A 19,177-nucleotide genomic window follows, 5' to 3' on the forward strand; every position below is an offset into this window, starting at 1 on the left:
AAAATATTTTTATTCGATAACAATTGGAAAGTAATCTTTATTCCTTTCCTTCCGGGATAAAATCTTAATGAGGCGCTCCAATAATTTTCCAAAAAAAAGAGGAGTGTTTGCCTCCTCTACCTGCTATCCTTATTATATCCATTTCTAGACCGGTACTGCTGCGGAGCACGTGCCGGGTAGCGCAGCGGAAAACTAAACATGTGGACAAGCTTGGTAAACGGAATAGCTGCAAATAAAATAAACGATAAAATAACATGAACCTTGAAAAGTGTAGGCACCCCTAACATTAAGCCGGCCTGGGGGTGGAAGGTAAATAAACTTCTAAACCACGGACCGATCGATAAACGGTACTCATAGGCGCCAACCGTTGTATTATAAACTAAACTCATAAAGGTTCCTAATGCAGCAACGAGCAGCAGCCATATAATGGTAAAGTACCCTCCACCAGTTGTGTGGGCGCGAACTCTAGGGAATAAAAATTTTCGAATCAGCATGACAACCAGACCCACTACCACCATTAATCCCGCTACACCGCCTCCGGCGATGGCAAAGAAATGGTATACATGGTCTTCAACCCCTAGTGCATTATACACTTCAATCGGAATTAACACGCCCATTACATGTCCGATAAAAGCAAAAATGATCCCATAGTGAAAGACAACAGATCCTATTCTCAACCATTTTTTTTCAAAAATCTCGGTTGACGGTGCAGTCCAGCTTTTACCTCGAAAAACAAATCGGTAAAAGCTGGCTATAAGTAAGATCGTTCCACATATGTAGGGAAAAATGGTCCACCAAAAAACAACTTCCATCACCAATCCTCCTTTTTTAACGATACATTAACGGGTATGGCAGCTCATTCAAATCCGCTTCTTCGCGGAGTATTTCAAGCCTAGAGATTTTCTCTAATTCAGGAGTTTCAAAGACATATATCATTCCTAATTCCATTACTTTTTTGTAGGGGTTACTGTTAGGAAGATTCGTTAAAATCCGATCCATAGCATAAGCTAACCGGGCCGATAGGTTTGATATTTTCTCTTCCTCTGGCACAACTGCCAAAAGCTCTAATAGCATCGGGATATAGTCAGCCAATTCCTTGGTAACACATTCATAGCCAGCTTCATGAATCTGCTTCTGTAGTTCGATTAAAGCAACCCCTCGCTTTCTGCTATCCCCTAGCTCATGGGCAGTTAAATAGAGATTTGTATTATCCTTATAATCAAATGTCTCCACATATAGTTCTTGTAACTCCTTTAATGACAGCTCGTAAAGGGGACTTATTCTCTTTACTACTTCTTTCTGACTGTCCTCAGTAGAAATATATTCCTGAATAAACGATACGATCAACGACTGTTCTTCAAAAAAAAGTTGGTCAGGATAATCCAATATTCTTGACAGGATAACTAAAATCGCCTGTTTGTCATTCGTCATGCATTTTCACTTCTTTCAAATGGATAGGTTGCCATTCCTTCAGGCGGTGCCAACTCTTCAATACTGCATGCCCCTTGTCTATAATGTAAATCATCTAGCATTTCACGGCGGCCGGTCGGAATGACAAATCGTTCATTATACTTGGCGACCGCAAGTAACCTTGCCATCTCTTCAAGCTCCTCCGCAGTGGTATTTGCCTCTTCAAGAATTTTACTCTTCTTCAATTCATTAACACCGCCAACAGTTTTGGCACGCATATGGACACGCATAGCCGCCATTTTTAACAATACCTTACGGATGACTTTTGTGTCATCGGCTGTTAACAAAGAAGCTAAATATTCCATAGGTATTCTCATCTGATCCACAGCAGGAATATAACCGTCTGCATTCAATTCTTGTTCATTTGTAATATGTTGCATAATCGGGCTAAGCGGGGGTACGTACCAAACCATCGGCAATGTACGGTATTCTGGATGAAGCGGCAAGGCGATTTTCCATTTGATTGCCATTTTATAGACAGGTGAATCTTGAGCACTTTGAATCCAGCTCTGATTAATTCCTTGCGCTTGCGCCTTTTCGATCACCTCAGGATCAAACGGGTCTAAGAAAACAGACAACTGTGATTCATATAGCTCCTGGGGATTTTCAACCGATGCAGCCGCTTTCACCTTATCGGCGTCATATAAAACAACTCCGATATAACGAATCCTTCCCACACAGGTCTCAGAACAGACTGTTGGAAGACCCGCTTCTGTTCGCGGATAACAAAAATTACACTTTTCCGCTTTGTGGGTATTCCAGTTATAATACACCTTATGATAAGGACAGCCATTCATGCAAAAGCGCCAGCCGCGGCAGGCATCCTGGTCCACCAGAACAATTCCGTCTTCCTCCCGCTTATATAAAGCACCTGAAGGACAGGATGCAACACAAGAAGGATTTAGGCAATGTTCACAAATCCTTGGCAAATACATCATGAATGTTTTCTCATATTCCATTTTGATATGTTCTTGAAGTTTGCGGACATTAGGGTCATTTGGAACTGATTCACTTCCGCCCGCCAAATCATCATCCCAGTTTGGTCCCCATTCAGGTTTATCGATATAGTTTCCGGTGATCATCGACCGGGGACGAGCAACAGGAATGCTATCCCCTTTTTCTCGCTGATGCAGATGCCCAAAATCATAGGTCCACGGCTCATAAAAGTCATTCAAATCCGCCATATTCGGATTGTAAAAAATGTTGGCCAGCTTCGAAAGCGGCCCGCCTGCTCGTAAATGCAGTCTGCCATTTCTTAAAACCCAACCGCCTTTATATCGGTTCGTATTTTCCCATTCTCGTGGATACCCAACACCTGGTCTGGTTTCGACGTTATTGAACCACACATATTCCATTCCAGGCCGGTTGGTCCATACATTCTTACATGTGACAGAGCAAGTATGACAGCCAATACACTTATCAAGATGCATCACCATTGCCACCTGTGCTTTAATCCTCAAGCCAATCAACCTCCTTTAACGGTCGGATAATCGTCATGGTATCCCTTTGACTTCCGGTTGGTCCATAATAATTAAATCCGTAGCTCAATTGTGAATACCCGCCAATCATATGGGTTGATTTCGGATAAATTCTGGTGACACTGTTATGAGTACCGCCACGAGTTTTATTGATCGTATTACCCGGTACACCCATTGTTCGGTCCTGTGCATGGTACATATAAACGGCACCTCTTGGCATCCGGTACGTTAAAACTGCCCGGGCTGCCACAACGCCATTACGGTTATATACTTCGATCCAGTCATTATCCTTAATCCCGATCGAAGCAGCATCTTCTTCATTCATCCACACGACCTGCCAGCCCCGAAATAACTGAACCATATTTGTTGAATCTGTAAACATGGTGTGGATTCCCCATTTCTGATGCGGGGTCATATACCGTAACGTGATTGACTTTCCGTTATTTTCAATTTCCTTTTCATCCTTAATAAAGGGTCCCTTCGAGATCGGCGGAAGGTATAATGGAAGTCCTTCCCCAACGTCAAGCATGACTTCATGGTCCAGGTAAAAGCTTTGCCGGCCTGTTAGTGTATGCCAGGGAATATTGAATTCCTTATTGACCGTGAACGGTGAATAGCGTCGATTATCATTTTCTAATCCACTCCATACAGGTGTAGAGATCGCTGGACGTGGTTGAATAGTTAATGCGTCTAATGTGTATTCCTCTTCCTCGCGTCCTTCAGAAATATGAGCAAGTTTTTTTCCCGTTTTCTCCTCTAGTGATTTCCAGCCTTCAACCGCACGTTTTCCATTTGTGGCCCCAGACATCAGTAGAATCGCATTAATTGCTTTCTTATCAGAATATAAATCAGGATACCCTTTCCCGATCCCATCGTGCTTTGAAGCACCAAGTCGATCAAGTAATTCTTGATACACCCTATCTCCTGGAATTTTAACACCCTTTGTTCCATAGCCATTCTTAATATTTGGTCCAACTGTAATCCACATATCATACACATGAGGATAGTCCCGCTTCACGACATTAAAATTTGGCATCGTTTTACCAGGAACCCCATCAACCTCACCTTTCCGCCAATCCTTTACTTTTCCATAGGCTTGAGCGATTTGATTGATCGTATCATGGGCAAGTGGTGACATGACAAGGTCTTCCCCAGCAGGCAGATGGTCTTTGGCAAGGTCTGAGAAAGATTTTGCAATCTCTCTAAATGCATCCCAGTCACTTCTTGTATCCCATGGAGGGCTAATGGCTGCATTAAATGGATGAACAAATGGATGTAAATCGGTACTGCTGATATCATATTTTTCATACCAGGTGGCTGCTGGCAAAATAATATCAGAGAAAAGGCCCGAGCTCGTCATTCGGAAATCCATACTTACAAAAAGATCAGTTTTCCCTTCAGGCGGAATATCAGAAATTTTTACATCCTCAGGCTGCCATGAGTTTTCCGTATCTGTTAATAAGGAATCTGTAGACCCGATTAAATGCTTTACAAAATATTCATGTCCCTTCCCGCTGTCTCCTAACAAATTGGAACGCCAATTAAAGAAAACACGAGGGAAATTACGCGGATCATTTGGATTTTCAATCGCGAATTCCAGCTTTCCTTCTGTAAGTTGTTTAGCGATATCGTTAATAAGAGACTGATCATCCTTATGTCGTGCACGAGCTTCCTTCATTACGTCTAATGAATTTTGTGATAGTTGCGGGAAACTCGGCAGCCATCCTAACCGGGCAGATAGCGCATTAAAATCAGCAGGATGGATATTCGAGTATTTACTGCCCCACTCGCTTTCCTTTTCATTTTGGTCATATTCATAGCGGAATTGTTCTGTTGCAAAATAAAAAAACGAGGTTCCATTCATAAACCTTGGGGATTTTACCCAATCATTTGCAAAGGCAATTTGCGAAAACCCCTCTAACGGGCGTACTTTTTCTTGACCCACATAATGGGCCCAGCCACCGCCGTTTACCCCTTGTGACCCTGTTAATAAGACGAGATTCAGAATGGAACGATAAATTTGATCACTATGAAACCAGTGATTGGTTCCTCCGCCCATGGCTATCATTGATTTGCCCTTCGTGAGGGCGGCGTTTTCAGCAAATTCTCTTGCTACTTGGATGACATGTGTTTTATTCACGCCTGTGATACTTTCTTGCCACGCAGGTGTATAGGATCTTTTATCATCATTATAGTCAACTGGGTAATCACCCATTAATCCGCGGCTAATCCCCGTATGAGCTAGCATTAAGTCGTAAACAGTTGTGATGATGATCTCTTCTCCCGATTTGTCTTTGATTTTTTTTACAGGAACACCGCGTTTGACCATCCCGCCGTCTTTTTCGCCAAAGTACGGGAATTCTACAAGGACAATAGAATCTGATTCATCTAGAAAACTCATTTTCGGATTAATAGTATCTAAATCAAGATTCCACTTGTTTCCCTGATCCCACCGAAAACCCTCGCTTCCATTAGGAATCGCAAAATTTTTCGCATTTCCATCCCAGACGACCGTTTTCCATTCCCCTAGTTCTTGGCCTTCTGCAATATCATCTGCTCTTAAAAAGCGGTCGGAGCGGTATGCGTCCTTCTTCGCTGTTAACATCACAAGGAAAGGCAAATCGGTATATTGTTTGGCGTACTCCATGAAATAAGGAGTTTCTTTATCTACGTAAAATTCCTTTAAAATGACATGAGTCATTGCCATTGCCAGCGCTCCGTCCGTACCTGCTTTTGCCGGCAGCCAGATGTCGGCAAATTTTTCATATTCGGCATAATCTGGACTAACCCCAACTACTTTCGTTCCGTTATACCTCGACTCCACCATAAAGTGAGCATCAGGAGTTCTTGTTTGCGGGATATTCGTTCCCCAAATTATAAAATACTTGGAATTATACCAATCCCCGCTTTCCGGAACATCCGTTTGATCCCCCCAAACTTGCGGTGATGCTGGTGGGAGATCCGCATACCAATCGTAAAAACTTAAGATTGTGCCGCCGATTAAGGATAAAAATCTTGTCCCACCTGAATAGCTGACCATAGACATAGCGGGGATCGGACTGAAACCGACAATTCGATCGGGTCCGTATTTTTTAATCGTATAAATAGAAGCCGCTGCAATCATTTGACAAATATCTTTCCATGATCCGCGGACAAATCCCCCTTTTCCGCGCGCCTTGACATAACGTTCGCGTTTTACCCGATCAGAGACAATATTCTCCCAGGCTTTGACAGGATTGCTTCCTTTTTCAAGTTCCTCTTTCCATAAGGCATAAAGATCCCCCCGGATATAAGGATACTTTACACGGGTTGGACTATATGTATACCAGGAAAAGCTTGCGCCGCGGGGACATCCTCTCGGTTCATATTCAGGGAAGTCATCGCCTGTTGAGGGGTAGTCCGTTTGTTGGGTTTCCCATGTGATAATGCCGTCTTTGACATGGATTTTCCAGCTGCACGAACCGGTGCAATTTACTCCATGAGTGGAACGGACGACTTTATCATGTCCCCAACGGTTTCGATAGACAGCTTCCCAATCCCGTGGGCGGGGATTTTCCTCTGTCCAACCATCATTAATCCGTTCTCCTCGTACGAGATGTTTAAGGGAATGCAATAAATTTTTTTTATTTTTTTCCATCGATGCCTTTCCCCCCTGTCAACTGATCTCGAAGGGGATTGAAATTTTCCCCTACTAATCGAAAAGCTTCCTTACCAGCGTTAAATTCCGCTAAAAAAATATTCCAATCTGCTGCATTCGCTGCTGAAAGGATGAGATGTTGCAAGGTATTCATATCATCAATTTCATAGATTTTCGCTATCATTTCACCAGTAATCTTTCCAAACCTCATCTGCACCAAAGCAATTAAATCTTCTCTGTCCCCAACGAGCAGTGCATCTGTTTCAAATGAAAACAATCCCTTCCACCTCCTTTTATGGCTTCATCATTTTATAATAATCTGCAATTAACAACGCCTTACATCTTGACGCGACCTCTTCAAAAAAATCAGTTACTGCTTCGTCCGGATGCGTTGCCTGTTCCATGCTGAAATTTGCAGATACTAATTGTGAAAAATCAGCAGTAAACCTTACTATGACATCTAAACCATTCTCGCTTTTCAGTAGAGTGGCATGAACATCATATGGATGGAGATGATAGGTTGATAAGATTTCAACCATTCTGTTATATAATTCTGGTGCCGCAAAGCGTAATAATCTTTCCTCTACCAAATTCATCACCTTTTTCCAATACTTTCTGTGTGTTATCTTCCGTAATTAGGTAGCAGTTTATTCATTTCATCTTCATTATGGATCGAATCGACAACTAAAAGGGAATCAAGCAAAGAGAGCATCCTTTCATCGATCTCATTCTTAATGAGTAGATTTTTCATTTCTGAAACCATCCTTCGCATTAGATCATGATCTCTCGTTAGCTGGATGACGAGCTGACCTAAATTAGGGTTTTCTTCAACAAGCTCCCGGTATAATCCCTCTTCTTCAGCTTCGGCATGCTTCAGTGTACGTGATTCCCAATGTTCGATGGCAATTTCAGCAACTTGTATTGTTCGTTCCTTTTCTTTCTCTTCCAGATATTTTTGAAATAAGTCCCTTAATTCTTTTGCTTCATTTAGTGCCGCCTCATGGATGGATGAATGGGCATCCTGTTTCTTTAAACTCGGTCCTGACATCTGGATTCTCCTTATCTAAACAATTGGATTAACATCTATAAGCCTATCCATAACCATATTCCCTAAACTTCCTCATTATGCTTTTTTGCAAACGACAGAAAAAGCCGAAAATCAATTTTCAGCTCTTTTGCTCTGTTATATCACTAAATAATCCAAGATAATATTTTACTTTCCAATGTTCACTTTACTAATGATCAGCCATTCTAATAAAGTTTCTCCATCTTTTCGTTTGTTCCATATCTCACCTTGCCAATAACCATGTTTAGGAATCGAATCACATATTTTTTGATAAAAGGTCTGATCATGCTTTCCTGACTGAAATATGTTGGTTTTTTTTCCCGCAACCTCATTCACTGTGTATCCAGTTACCCTTGTAAAAGCATGATTTACTTTTTCAATAATTCCCTTCGTATTGGTAACCAGACTAGTTTAAAACAGCAATATAAAAAAGACACAGGATTTACTCCCATGCCTGTATGTCTAACTGTTGATGCTGGTTAAATAAACTCGGGTAGGTTAAAAAGCCCAAAATAATCGCAGTTAAAGAGGCTGCAGATAAAATCATAAAGACAATCAAGAGCTGAAAGCGTACCGCTTGAACCGGATCAGCACCCGCAATGATTTGACCGGTCATCATGCCTGGAAGCTGGACAAGTCCAATCGTTTTTTGCCCTTCAATTGTGGGTATCAGACTTGAGCGTATTGATTGTTTTAGAATTGAATAGATTGATTGTTTAACACTTCCGCCAAGGGATAAAATTAGGATTACCTCCTCTTTTCGCATTTCCAGCTCCCCTTTTAGGCGATTTAAGAAGAGATTTACGATAACCATGGAGTTTCCAATGATCATACCACTGATGGATATTATGTATTGGGGTGTCGGTGGAACAATATGTAATCCTAGTAAAAACGCTTGTGTGATTGTTTCAACAATGGCAATTGTTAAAAAGATCTTCCAAAAAATATGAGGTAACCCTTTCCCCCGCTTTGCTGCATTTTTAGCAGCTACTATGATCATCAACACTAGCATGAGGACAATCACCAATGGATGTCCGAACCCAAAAACCTGTTTTAATATATAGCCTATGATTAATAATTGAACGGTGGCTCGGATACTCGTAATTATAAGGTCACGGCCAAGTCCTAATTTAAAACCAATTGAGACAAACAATGATAGGATGACAAAGCTAAAGCTGAGCAGAAGGGTAAATAAATTCATCGCAGATCCCTCTTCCTATCTAAAAACTGCTGGGTCCGTACTTCTTTAGGCTCAGTAAAAAATTGTTTCGTTGGGGCCGCTTCAACAAGAGTTCCATCGATGATGAGCCACGTTTGATCGCCCACTCTTTCAGCCTGAGATAGATTGTGGGTAACCCAAAGAATGGTTGTATGTTGTTCTCGGTTAATCCGTAAAATAAGTTCTTCCACTTCTTGGGCCGAAATGGAGTCAAGTGCCGATGTGACTTCATCTAGTAATAAAACAGCAGGTTCATTTATTAATGTTCTTGCAAGAGAAAGCCGCTGGCGTTGCCCACCCGAAAGCTCTTTGGCCTCTCTTGATAAAAGCTCTGCTGATAGTCCAACATATTCTAAGTACTTTTCAGGATCCTTTAATTCTTTCCCATGCAATCGTGCGGGGAGGGTCAAGTTATCCAGAACTGCTCCTTGGAGCATGGGGGCCCCTTGGAAAGCTATGCCGACTTGCCGTCTAAGTTCTTTGATATCCCATTCCTGAACATCCTTTCCAAGAATGACGACCTTTCCCTCATCAGGGGTAATCATTAAATTACATAATGATAAAATCGTACTTTTACCTGATCCAGAAGGTCCAATGATCGTTAAAATGCTTCCTTCCGCTACCTTGCCGCTGATCCCTTCTAAAACATGGACAAGCTCATCACGATGGTTAAATGTTTTTTTGATAGAGATCAGTTCCACTGCAGCATCATTATGCTTAGTTTCATCGTTTTTTTGCAAAGAGTTCATTTTATTCACTTCTCACTTTTTTACTTTATCAAAGCCTAAATATTAATTATTATTTGCTCTTTTATTAAGAGTTTTTTTCACATTTTGAATATCCTTAACATTTTTTTTAGCCATCTTAACATAACATAGAGCTGATGGAATAAGAAAAATCTGCAATAACGATAAAGTGATAATATAGCTATTTGGCTCCTTTGTATAGGAAGCAACCAGGCTTAGTAACAGGCCCACACCAACGTTACCAAGTGTTCTTCCTAAACTATTGGAAAGGTTGGCCACGCTAAAGGCTGTCCCGCGGTGTTCAGGAAGATTAACATCTGTTAAAAGTGCAAGCCAGTTTGGTGTGTTGGCTGATTGAGCAGCAGACGCAAAAAATGATAATACAAATATCAGCGCAATCCATGGATTTACTAGAATTTCCTTTAACAAGCTTAGTAAAATAAAAATAGGATTATTGTCAGTTGGTAAGGATATGTTTGTCATCGGTATCATAAACATGATGATATAAAATGGCGCAGTCAAAAAAACAAAGACAGCTGTTAACAGGGCTCTGCCTTTATAGGTTTTTGCTTGAAGTTTGTCACCAAGATGGCCAAAATAAGCTGACGTCATACCCCCGAGCTGAAATATAGCATATAGGTATCCGGCTGCAATTATTGCCGTTTTAGTACTATACCCCTGCTGGATAATTTTATAAATATATAAGGTAGGCAGCCAAATAAGACTTCCAGTAGTAATATTCATAAAAAAAGCCTGTAAAAAAAGATAGGTATTGCTCCCTTTAAAAAGAATTCCAGTAATGTGCTTTGCTTCGATTATGTAATTATAGGAACTTCCTTCTTTGATGAACTCCTGTAATTCAGGGTCTGATTCTCCCCTTACAGGTTCTTTTACAAATAAATAAAGGATGATTAGAAAAAAACCGATAAATCCTACCAATATAAAGGGGGTCCTCCAGGTAGACGATGTGGCTACTAAAGAAGCTAGCAACGAGCCAGCAATACCACCCAAACCTTGTGTCATTCCCCATAGGCTCAGTATTAAGCCGCGATATTGGTAGGGAATCGAATCTGTTAATACACTGAATCCGATTGAAGCAATACAGCCTAAGCCTATTCCAGTTAAAATTTGAAAAAATACTAACTGAAGATAACTTTGGCTGTAAGCTGTTAAAAAAACAGATAGCACCCAAATTAATGTACCGATCATAATCAGTCTTTTTCGTTTAAACCTCCCGGAAAGATATCCCCAATAAACCGAAGATAGCGCTGTCGTAAGGATATTAATGGCAGAAACAACCCCCATTTTCGCCACACCAACATGTAAATCTTTGGCAATTGACTGAAATAAGGGAGGAAAGAGTCCTATGATAATATTATCGAATGCTGCAAGTGCAATAAATACAAATATTGTATAGATAACTTTAAATTTTTTTAATGTCACCAGTAAATATAGCCCCTTCAAATAAAATTCCAGATGATTATTTCTCTTTTTTATACTTTTTTGCCTTAGACTGCTTTAGTAATATGTAATAGGATAACAAGAAATACAAATAATTAATAATGAACCTACAACAATAAACGAAAACTTTGTTATAATTATACAATACGCGGTTAGGAAAGGCTTGGTTAAATGAGTAAAAATATCCTTATCATCTCTTCTGAAAATACAGGTCATGGACATAAAAGCATAACAGAGTCATTATTTGAAAATTCTGTTGGCGAGCATGACGTTAAAATACACGTTGTGGATGGATTCTCACTTGGCGGTCCACTTCTGTTAAGCATCGGTAAATCATACGGTCCGATCACACGAAGTGCTGAAGGTTTATGGAAGATGGTTTGGAGCCTATCATCGGTAAAACCAACACTCGTCAATGATCTTATTGCAGGACTTATTAAAACAACGTTTTTAAGATTACTAGATGAAATAAAGCCAGATTTAATTTTATCGGTGCACCCTAATTTCAATGGTTCCATCCTAAACATTTTAGAGAAGCAACAGATTAAGATACCATTTATTACTCTAATTGCTGATCTTGTGAATATTTATCCGCTTTGGGCGGATAAAAGAGCCGATTATATTATTAGTCCAACGGTTGAGGCTAGGGATAAATGTATTTCCTATGGGATTCCAAACGAAAAGATAAAAGTTTTGGGCTTTCCCGTTCGTTCTCGATTTTACAGGAAATCACAAAATATAAAAAGAAATATTAACCATAATCAACAAATGCCTTTAAATTGTTTGATTATGAGCGGCGGTGAAGGCGTTGGAAATATGAAAATGATTGCCGAAAATCTATTAGATCATTTTCATTGCTCAGTAAAAATAGTTGCCGGACGAAATACAAAGCTAAAGACAAAATTAGAAAAATCGCTAAAAGGAAAATATGGAGACAATGTTGAGATTTATGGGTTTACTAAAAACATCCAGGATCTAATGTTTTCCTCAGATATTGCATTTACTAGAGGAAGCCCAAATGTGATGTTTGAAGCAGTTGCAACGAATACCCCGATTATCATTACCGGAGCATTACCGGGGCAGGAAGAGAGCAATCCGGCTTTTGCGGAGAAATACAATCTTGGTGTCATCTGTAAAGATCCGCAAGACATCAAAGCAACAATGGATGATTTACTTAAAAATGATGCTGAAAAATTAAATGAAATTATTGAAAGCCAAAAGAAATTTATCAATCCAAAGGCAGCCGAGGATATCGTCCATTTTATGTTAGAGGTTGAGAATTCTTATAATGAAAATAAAACCGCACTTTCTTTGTAAATGGAATGTAGGCCTGATCAATCACATTCGAATGATGACTACATAATCAGCACCCAGCTAAAACCCTTTGGATTTTTATCCAAAGGGTTTGTTTATTTATATGTTGTTTACTTTAGAATATTTTTTAATTCACCGAGCGATTCAATCGTAACGACCATCTCGTCTCCAGACTTTAGCCAAACCTGTTCCCCTTCAGGATATCCTAACGTCACACCCTCCGGAGTTCCTGTATAAATAAGATCTCCAGGTCTCAGTGTCATATATTGAGAAATGTAACTAATTAAGACAGCACAATTAAAAATCATGTCGCATGTATTCGCCTTTTGACGTATTTCTCCATTAACCCTGCATTCAATCGATAAATTATTAGGGTCAATTTCATCACTCGTGGTAATATATGGGCCAATTGGTGCAAAGCCATCAGGAGTTTTTCCTAGTAACCACTGACCCGATTTAAATTGCAAATCACGAGCTGAAACATCATTTCCCACACTATACCCGAAGACATATGACAATGCCTCTTCCTCCGTAACATGCTTTGCCGTCTTCCCCATTACGATTACCAGTTCTGCTTCATAATCCATATGTTTTGCTTCTTGGGGAATTGCAATCGTTTCCAAATGTGCTGCTAATGCACTGTTAAATTTACTAAATAACAGTGGGTACTCCGGTATATCCATCTTCGACTCTTTCGCATGATCAATATAATTTAAACCTACACAGACTATTTTTTCAGGATTCGTAACAGCTGGTGCGTAATGAATCGTTTCCTCAGAAACAAATAATTCACTTCGACTGTTATCAAGAGCCAGATTAACTAAGCTGTTGACCTTTGCAACACCTTCGTCTCCTTCCAGAATAACTTCCTGAAGAGTAACCGGCACGCCTTTCTCAAACTTGTCCGCTGCTTCTTTTACATCTAGAATACCCTTAGCTGTTTTAACACCTAAACGCAGTTCATTCTCTTTTAAAAATTGAAGTAATTTCAAATCCATCTCCCCTTAGGTTATATAAAATGTTAGGAACTTCCTTTTTATTATAATTGAATTTTTCGTTCTAGAATATTAAAAAGGTTTCATTCCCCGAAGTTTGAGCTAATCAATCCTTGTACTATATTTTCTGCCGATAAAATGATCCCATTCATTAATTCCTTTGCTGATACAGCTTTTGCTAATCTTGGGCTTTGACCTGACCAAAGGGACATGTAATCAGGATTCTTTTGAATACCTGCTTGTTTTCTAATTCCTTTGGTTAACGCGTTTTGGATTGGATATTCAGGTAACCCTCCCTCTTTTCCTTCCATCGCAGTTATAAAGCTATTGTTGATTCCACGAGCTTGCTTGCCTGAAAAAGAACTTGTGAGTACAATTTGATCTTCACTGGCTTTTAAAATGGCATCCTTATGTGCTTGATTTGCACCACTTTCACTACACGTAAGAAAAGCAGTCCCCATTTGCACCCCTTTAGCACCAAGTGATCGTGCTGCAACCAATCCTCTGGCATCCATAATTCCGCCGGCAGCTATGATAGGTAGCTGGACCGAATCAGCAACTTGGGGAATAAGCGATAGTAAGCCGATTAGACTTTCCTGACCATTTTTAAGGAAACTGCCACGATGTCCTCCAGCCTCGCTTCCCTGCACAACAACCGCATCCATACCTGCCTTCTCGTTCATGATTGCTTCATTAACGGTTGTAGCTGTTCCGATGACAACAATTGCTTCTTTCTTTAATTGTGTTACTACCTCAGGAGATGGTATACCAAATGTAAAGGAACAGATTGGAACATTTTCCTCTACGATCACTTTCAGTTGCTCGTGAAATATTTCCAGATCATGCTCATAATTAGGTAGGGCTGGGCTTTCTTCTGGAACGTTCAATTTTTCCTTGATTGGCTTCAATAATGATATTGCATTCCTTACCACATCTTCATCAATCGTGTACTTTGCCGGAACAAATACATTTACCGCAAAGTTAAGCTTGGTTAACAATTTCACTGCTTTTACTTGTTCTTTTAGTTGCATGGGGCTCAAATATCCTGCTGCAATCGTACCCAATCCACCGGAATTAGAAACAGCAGCGACTAATTCAGGGGTAGTTGGGCCCCCTGCCATAGGGGCCTGGATTAACGGATATTTACTATGTAGTAGTTTCGTTAAATCATTGGTCCACATTTCTATCACCTCTTGCTTTCATTTTAAGATGTGACCTGTCCTAAAAAAAGAAAAAAGATCACAAACCATGATCTTTTTTATGAACCCAAACTTACGACAGGATTGCACGGTCGCTTGCCATTTGAGTTCCGCGTATTCTTTGAAATTCCTGTAATAAGCTTTCTATTGTAAGCTTTTGCTTTTCCTCTTCATCAACCTCAAAAATAATTTGCCCACTGTCCATCATGATTAAGCGGTTCCCTAAATCAATTGCCTGCTGCATATTATGGGTTACCATTAACGTTGTTAAATGATATTTACTAACAATTTCCTTCGTTAAGTTGGTGATTAATTCTGCTCTTGATGGATCAAGCGCAGCAGTATGTTCGTCCAAGAGTAATATCGATGGCTCAGTAAAGGTTGCCATTAACAGGGAAAGTGCCTGCCGTTCCCCGCCTGACAATAAACCGACTTTAGCAGTAAGGCGATTTTCAAGTCCAAGATGCAATGATTCCAGCACCTCACGAAAATATTCGCGCCGTTTCTTTGTAACACCTTTTCTTAGCGTTCTTGACTTGTTTCGTGAATAAGCCATGGCAAGGTTTTCTTCAATCGTCATCGTTGGTGCAGTTCCTGCCATCGGATCCTGGAAAACACGGCCAATCATTTTTGACCTTTTGTACTCAGGTATAGACGTTACATTTTTCCCATCAAGAAGGATTTCCCCAATGTCTGGAAAAAGTACACCCGAAATAATATTCATTAAAGAGGACTTTCCTGCACCATTACTTCCGATTACGGTAACAAAATCCCCCGTTTGAAGAGACAAATTCACACGATCAATTGCCACTTTTTCATCTGGTGTCCCTTCATTAAAAACCTTATAAATCTGATTTAACTGCAGCATGATTGTCCTCCTTTCCCGATCCAGAAGCTTGAAGGTTATTAATTATTTCTGTTTTCCTGCGAGATTTGGCTTTTTTCTCACGGGAACTGTCAACCAGCTTCGGTGCCATCAGCGCAATGATCACAATGATTGCCGTAATCAACTTCATATCACCTGGATTTAAAAACTCAACCCGAAGCGCTAAAGTAACGACAATCCGATAAATAATCGCCCCGCCGATAACTGCCAATGTAGTTCTTTTGATTGTTTTTGTTCCAAACAAAGCTTCCCCGATGATAACCGAGGCTAAGCCAATGACGATCATCCCAATCCCCATCCCAACATCGGCAAATCCACCCTGCTGAGCGATTAACGCACCTGAAAATGCCACGAATCCGTTGGAAAGTCCTAAACCCAAAATAACATAAAGATTCGTGTTTGCCGACAAGCTGCGAATCATTCTTTTATTATCACCGGTTGCTCTGATTGCCAGGCCCATTTCTGTTCGCAGGAACCAATCCGTAGCAAATTTAATCAAGAACGTAATGATAATCATAAATATGAGAATTCCCCATGTCTGAGGCAAGCTATCACCCAGACCAACCGATGTAAGAATCTTATTTAAGAATGAATCAATGCCTGTTTTTTCAAAAATATCGCTGATTTTTGTAAATGCTGTATCAGTATTTAATAAGGGAACGTTTGATTTTCCCATAATTCGTAAATTGATAGAATAAAGTGCGATCATCATTAAAATTCCGGATAATAAATTATTTATTTTTCCAAAGGTATGAATAATTCCCGTTAAACACCCGGCTGCAAATCCTGCAACCAATGCTGAAACAGTAGCAATAAATGGGTTGACCCCTGCAGCGATCATGGTTGCAGCAACTGCTGCTCCTGTTACAAAGCTCCCATCCACTGTCAAATCAGGAAAATCTAAAATTCGAAAAGATAAATAGACACCGATTGCCATGATTGCATAAATAATACCAGACTCAAATGATCCAAAAATAGCTGTAAACAATTAGATCATCCTTTCATTTGACTAAGGCTGAATGCCCAGAACATTGATATAAAAATTAGGAGGTGCCCCAAAAGAGGCCTCCCCCTTAAAAGCTAGATTATAAGTTTATTTTCCTTCATAAAATTCGCCAAGTTTTGACCAATTAGCATCCACCGTTAATCCTTGTGCTTCTGCTGCTTTCTTATTAATTACTAATTTTAATGTTTTTGGAAGTTCTACCGGAATTTCAGAAGGCTTCTTCTTGCCGCTTAAAATGTCAGCCGCCATGACTCCTGTTTGGTAGCCAATATCATAGTAATTAAAGCCGCTTGCTGCTACAGCACCTTTTTTCATCGAATCCAGTTCGCCAACGAACAGCGGAATCTTTTTACTATTTGCTACTGTAATCACTGATTCTAGTGCTGAAACAACAGTATTATCTGTCGGAATGTAAATCGCATCGACACGGCCAACAAGGGATTCTGCAGCTTGTTTAACTTCAGCTGATGTCGAAACAGAAACTTCTATTAGCTTAGCATTCTTTTTTTCTAGTAATTGCTTTACTTGCTTCGCTTGAACAACAGAATTTTGTTCACCGGAATTATAAATGATCCCTACTTGTTTGGCTTTTACCTGGTCGGTAATAAAGTTAATTGTTTTTCCGGTTGCATCTGGATGATTATCTGTAGTACCTGTAATGTTATTTCCTGGTTTGTCAAATGCCTTTACTAGCCCTGCTCCTATTGGATCAGTAACAGAGGTAAATACGATTGGAATCTCTTTGGTTGCATTTAATGCACTAACTGCACTAGGAGTGGCATTTGCAAAAATTAAATCAACTTTATTCCCAACAAAGTTTTTAGCTATCGTTTGGGTATTATTCATGTCTGCTTCTGCATTTTGCTCATCATACTTTGCATTAATCCCTTTATCCTTTAATGCTTGTTTAAATCCTTTTGTAGCTGCATCCAGCGAAGGGTGAACGGCAAATTGAGTAATCCCAATTTTATATTGCTTTTCCCCCTCCGATTTCTTTGTAGTTCCTGCATTGTCCTTACTGCCACATCCAGCAAGTAAAAGTGCGCTCGCCGCTGCGACGGCAAAAATCCGGCTAAACTTTTTCATAAATAATGAAACCCCCTTAAATTAAAATAATAACTCCTAGCCCTAAGGCATCTAAAAAATTTTGTTTTATCCCACAGACGAATATTGATTACAGCTACAATTATACTTTATCACTGCTACGAATACACGCTTTAAAGATAAAAAGGAGTCGAAAAATTTCTTATATTTAAAAATTATTCTAATATTCTTTTACCCTTTAAGTCAATATACGTTAAGAAAATTTTTATAAATTAAACACAGATAAAAAAAGCCTTCTACAAAAAAGATGTAGAAAGCCATTAAAATGTATTTTTTATTTTTTTTAACGAGTTTACCAATCACGAGTAATTTCCAAAATTCTATCAATTTCTATTTTTTTTACTTGAAAATCGCTTTTGTCAGCTTTCAACTCAGTTGTCGACTCTAACAATCGATCAATATCAATTTTTATCATCTTCAACCTCCAAATTAATTATTTAAACAAGCTATGTACTATATAATTCGGAAGTCCCCTTGATTATATGGGGGTGATACCTAAAAAATGGTTTTTGTAAAAATAGTCAAACAAAAAAATCCGGCTTTTACCGGACTTTTGTGCTATATTAAATAAACGTTTTATCTATCGCCCGTTTAACATCAGGCTCAATCTCTTTTGAATACTTTTTCGTCACATTAATATCTTTATGACCTGCCAGTTTAGAGACTGTATGTAGGTCAACACCATTATTAATTAATTTCTGGCAAAATGTGTGACGTAATTTATGCGGATTAACATTATATTTCTTTAAGATATATTGAACCGCCCTAGGAGTTAATCTTTTATTAATATTCGAAACAAACAAGGCAGGATTATCTTTATTTTGTGAATCTATATACCATTCTAGGTATTTCCGTAATTCCTCAGACAAAGGAATCTCCCGGCCTTCATTTGAATTTACTTGTTTAACAATTAAATAAGCATTTTCAGGATCTACTATGACATCATTTTTATTTAGATCACATAACTCGGAAACCCTTATACCGGTATGTAATAATGTGAAGATCATTGTAATATTACGCAAATTTCCATCTGCAGTAACTTCTTCAATCAATTTTTTTTGTTCTGGTAGAGTAAGTGATTCAGGAACTTCATTGACCTTTTCTTTCAGCTTTCTGTTAATATTTACGACCAATTGCGGTTTGTTTAAAAATTTTGAGAAAACGCTTATGGCTGCAAAATGCTTTTCAACTGTTCCTGGGCTTTTATTTTCGGCTTCAAGAAAATGGATATAGGATTGTACATTCTCAGATTGAATATCTTGCATGTTAAAGCCATTTTTATACATAAAGTCGCTAAAACAATTAAGAACACCTGTATAAGTATTTAATGTCCCATCTGACTTACCTTGGATCTTTAGCCAAGTTGCAAACGACTTAATTAGTTCATCTGTTTCCTTTCTATCCACCTAAAGCCCTCCCGTTCCAAGCTATTTTCTTTATTATATCAAAAAGCTTCGCAGAAGTAAAATTTCATTAGCGAAGAATAAAAATATTCACAAACTTCCAGAAGTGTTATTTTTCATTTTTTATGTAAAAAGGACACCTTGGTAAGGTGTCCTTCTTCTGTCAATTCAATTTTATTATATAGTTAGATAC

At 39.2% G+C, this 19,177-nt stretch carries 19 protein-coding genes; 1 reads left to right on the forward strand and 18 read right to left on the reverse strand.

All coding sequences use genetic code 11. The annotated features are described in order from the left end of the window. Window positions 1-116: 116 nt before the first annotated feature. From narI to JN080_RS15325, 11 genes are all read right to left on the reverse strand, one after another. On the reverse strand, window positions 117-812 hold the full coding sequence (narI, locus tag JN080_RS15280) for a respiratory nitrate reductase subunit gamma (protein ID WP_256236869.1): 696 nt from the start codon (window positions 810-812) through the stop codon (window positions 117-119). A gap of 16 nt (window positions 813-828) precedes the next feature. Then, complete coding sequence (gene narJ, locus JN080_RS15285; RefSeq protein ID WP_256236870.1) at window positions 829-1,431, reverse strand: nitrate reductase molybdenum cofactor assembly chaperone; 603 nt, start codon at window positions 1,429-1,431, stop codon at window positions 829-831. Then, a complete protein-coding gene (gene narH, locus JN080_RS15290) occupies window positions 1,428-2,930 on the reverse strand; it encodes a nitrate reductase subunit beta (protein ID WP_256236871.1) in 1,503 nt (500 codons plus the stop codon). The genes narJ and narH overlap by 4 nt, the downstream gene beginning before the upstream one ends. Further along, entirely contained in the window at window positions 2,920-6,585 is a 3,666-nt protein-coding gene (locus tag JN080_RS15295; protein ID WP_256236872.1) for a nitrate reductase subunit alpha, read from the reverse strand. Before JN080_RS15295 ends, narH begins: the two co-directional genes overlap by 11 nt. Then, window positions 6,572-6,862 (reverse strand): hypothetical protein, encoded by a 291-nt coding sequence (locus JN080_RS15300; protein WP_256236873.1) that lies wholly within the window; start codon window positions 6,860-6,862, stop codon window positions 6,572-6,574. Before JN080_RS15300 ends, JN080_RS15295 begins: the two co-directional genes overlap by 14 nt. A 16-nt stretch (window positions 6,863-6,878) precedes the next feature. Beyond that, complete coding sequence (locus JN080_RS15305) at window positions 6,879-7,181, reverse strand: hypothetical protein (RefSeq protein ID WP_256236874.1); 303 nt, start codon at window positions 7,179-7,181, stop codon at window positions 6,879-6,881. Between the two features lie 26 nt (window positions 7,182-7,207). After that, a complete protein-coding gene (locus tag JN080_RS15310) occupies window positions 7,208-7,633 on the reverse strand; it encodes a hemerythrin domain-containing protein (protein WP_256236875.1) in 426 nt (141 codons plus the stop codon). 165 nt (window positions 7,634-7,798) lie between these two features. Further along, complete coding sequence (locus JN080_RS29865; RefSeq protein ID WP_375141665.1) at window positions 7,799-8,056, reverse strand: PAS domain-containing protein; 258 nt, start codon at window positions 8,054-8,056, stop codon at window positions 7,799-7,801. Window positions 8,057-8,093: 37 nt separating this feature from the next. Further along, entirely contained in the window at window positions 8,094-8,852 is a 759-nt protein-coding gene (locus JN080_RS15315) for an ABC transporter permease (protein WP_256236876.1), read from the reverse strand. After that, the gene (locus JN080_RS15320) at window positions 8,849-9,619 is read right to left on the reverse strand and encodes an ABC transporter ATP-binding protein (RefSeq protein ID WP_256236877.1); all 771 of its coding nucleotides are present in this window, start codon (window positions 9,617-9,619) and stop codon (window positions 8,849-8,851) included. Before JN080_RS15320 ends, JN080_RS15315 begins: the two co-directional genes overlap by 4 nt. A gap of 42 nt (window positions 9,620-9,661) precedes the next feature. Then, complete coding sequence (locus JN080_RS15325) at window positions 9,662-11,059, reverse strand: MFS transporter (protein WP_256236878.1); 1,398 nt, start codon at window positions 11,057-11,059, stop codon at window positions 9,662-9,664. Window positions 11,060-11,248: 189 nt separating this feature from the next. On the opposite strand from JN080_RS15325, the gene JN080_RS15330 reads away from it, so the two are divergent. Beyond that, window positions 11,249-12,394, forward strand: a complete 1,146-nt coding sequence (locus JN080_RS15330) for an MGDG synthase family glycosyltransferase (protein WP_256236879.1) — start codon at window positions 11,249-11,251, stop codon at window positions 12,392-12,394. 107 nt (window positions 12,395-12,501) lie between these two features. On the opposite strand, the gene JN080_RS15335 is transcribed toward JN080_RS15330, so the two are convergent. From JN080_RS15335 to JN080_RS15365, 7 genes are all read right to left on the reverse strand, one after another. Then, window positions 12,502-13,389 (reverse strand): fumarylacetoacetate hydrolase family protein, encoded by an 888-nt coding sequence (locus tag JN080_RS15335; RefSeq protein ID WP_309144683.1) that lies wholly within the window; start codon window positions 13,387-13,389, stop codon window positions 12,502-12,504. A gap of 80 nt (window positions 13,390-13,469) precedes the next feature. After that, entirely contained in the window at window positions 13,470-14,567 is a 1,098-nt protein-coding gene (locus JN080_RS15340) for an NAD(P)H-dependent flavin oxidoreductase (protein WP_256236881.1), read from the reverse strand. Window positions 14,568-14,658: 91 nt separating this feature from the next. Further along, the gene (locus tag JN080_RS15345) at window positions 14,659-15,453 is read right to left on the reverse strand and encodes an ABC transporter ATP-binding protein (protein WP_256236882.1); all 795 of its coding nucleotides are present in this window, start codon (window positions 15,451-15,453) and stop codon (window positions 14,659-14,661) included. Next, entirely contained in the window at window positions 15,428-16,459 is a 1,032-nt protein-coding gene (locus JN080_RS15350) for an ABC transporter permease (protein ID WP_256236883.1), read from the reverse strand. Before JN080_RS15350 ends, JN080_RS15345 begins: the two co-directional genes overlap by 26 nt. A 105-nt stretch (window positions 16,460-16,564) precedes the next feature. Continuing rightward, window positions 16,565-17,563: an ABC transporter substrate-binding protein gene (locus tag JN080_RS15355; protein ID WP_256236884.1), complete on the reverse strand. Its 999-nt coding sequence runs from the start codon at window positions 17,561-17,563 to the stop codon at window positions 16,565-16,567. Window positions 17,564-17,873: 310 nt separating this feature from the next. Next, complete coding sequence (locus tag JN080_RS15360; protein ID WP_256236885.1) at window positions 17,874-17,996, reverse strand: hypothetical protein; 123 nt, start codon at window positions 17,994-17,996, stop codon at window positions 17,874-17,876. A 148-nt stretch (window positions 17,997-18,144) separates the two neighbouring features. Then, entirely contained in the window at window positions 18,145-18,987 is an 843-nt protein-coding gene (locus JN080_RS15365) for a tyrosine-type recombinase/integrase (RefSeq protein WP_256236886.1), read from the reverse strand. Window positions 18,988-19,177 lie beyond the last annotated feature (190 nt).

The organism is Bacillus sp. EB600 (genome assembly GCF_024494385.1).
GTDB lineage: Bacteria > Bacillota > Bacilli > Bacillales > Cytobacillaceae > JAEVLT01.

What these genes read in the sequence shown, in the direction of transcription:
- JN080_RS15320 (WP_256236877.1), bottom strand. Translation starts at nt 9,619, where the DNA reads ATGAACTCTTTGCAAAAAAACGATGAAACTAAGCATAATGATGCTGCA.
- JN080_RS15340 (WP_256236881.1), bottom strand. Translation starts at nt 14,567, where the DNA reads ATGTGGACCAATGATTTAACGAAACTACTACATAGTAAATATCCGTTA.
- JN080_RS15305 (WP_256236874.1), bottom strand. Translation starts at nt 7,181, where the DNA reads ATGAATTTGGTAGAGGAAAGATTATTACGCTTTGCGGCACCAGAATTA.
- JN080_RS15360 (WP_256236885.1), bottom strand. Translation starts at nt 17,996, where the DNA reads ATGATAAAAATTGATATTGATCGATTGTTAGAGTCGACAACTGAGTTG.
- narI (WP_256236869.1), bottom strand. Translation starts at nt 812, where the DNA reads ATGGAAGTTGTTTTTTGGTGGACCATTTTTCCCTACATATGTGGAACG.
- JN080_RS15310 (WP_256236875.1), bottom strand. Translation starts at nt 7,633, where the DNA reads ATGTCAGGACCGAGTTTAAAGAAACAGGATGCCCATTCATCCATCCAT.
- JN080_RS15345 (WP_256236882.1), bottom strand. Translation starts at nt 15,453, where the DNA reads ATGCTGCAGTTAAATCAGATTTATAAGGTTTTTAATGAAGGGACACCA.
- narJ (WP_256236870.1), bottom strand. Translation starts at nt 1,431, where the DNA reads ATGACGAATGACAAACAGGCGATTTTAGTTATCCTGTCAAGAATATTG.
- JN080_RS15295 (WP_256236872.1), bottom strand. Translation starts at nt 6,585, where the DNA reads ATGGAAAAAAATAAAAAAAATTTATTGCATTCCCTTAAACATCTCGTA.
- JN080_RS15355 (WP_256236884.1), bottom strand. Translation starts at nt 17,563, where the DNA reads ATGAAAAAGTTTAGCCGGATTTTTGCCGTCGCAGCGGCGAGCGCACTT.
- JN080_RS15335 (WP_309144683.1), bottom strand. Translation starts at nt 13,389, where the DNA reads ATGGATTTGAAATTACTTCAATTTTTAAAAGAGAATGAACTGCGTTTA.
- JN080_RS15315 (WP_256236876.1), bottom strand. Translation starts at nt 8,852, where the DNA reads ATGAATTTATTTACCCTTCTGCTCAGCTTTAGCTTTGTCATCCTATCA.
- JN080_RS15330 (WP_256236879.1), top strand. Translation starts at nt 11,249, where the DNA reads ATGAGTAAAAATATCCTTATCATCTCTTCTGAAAATACAGGTCATGGA.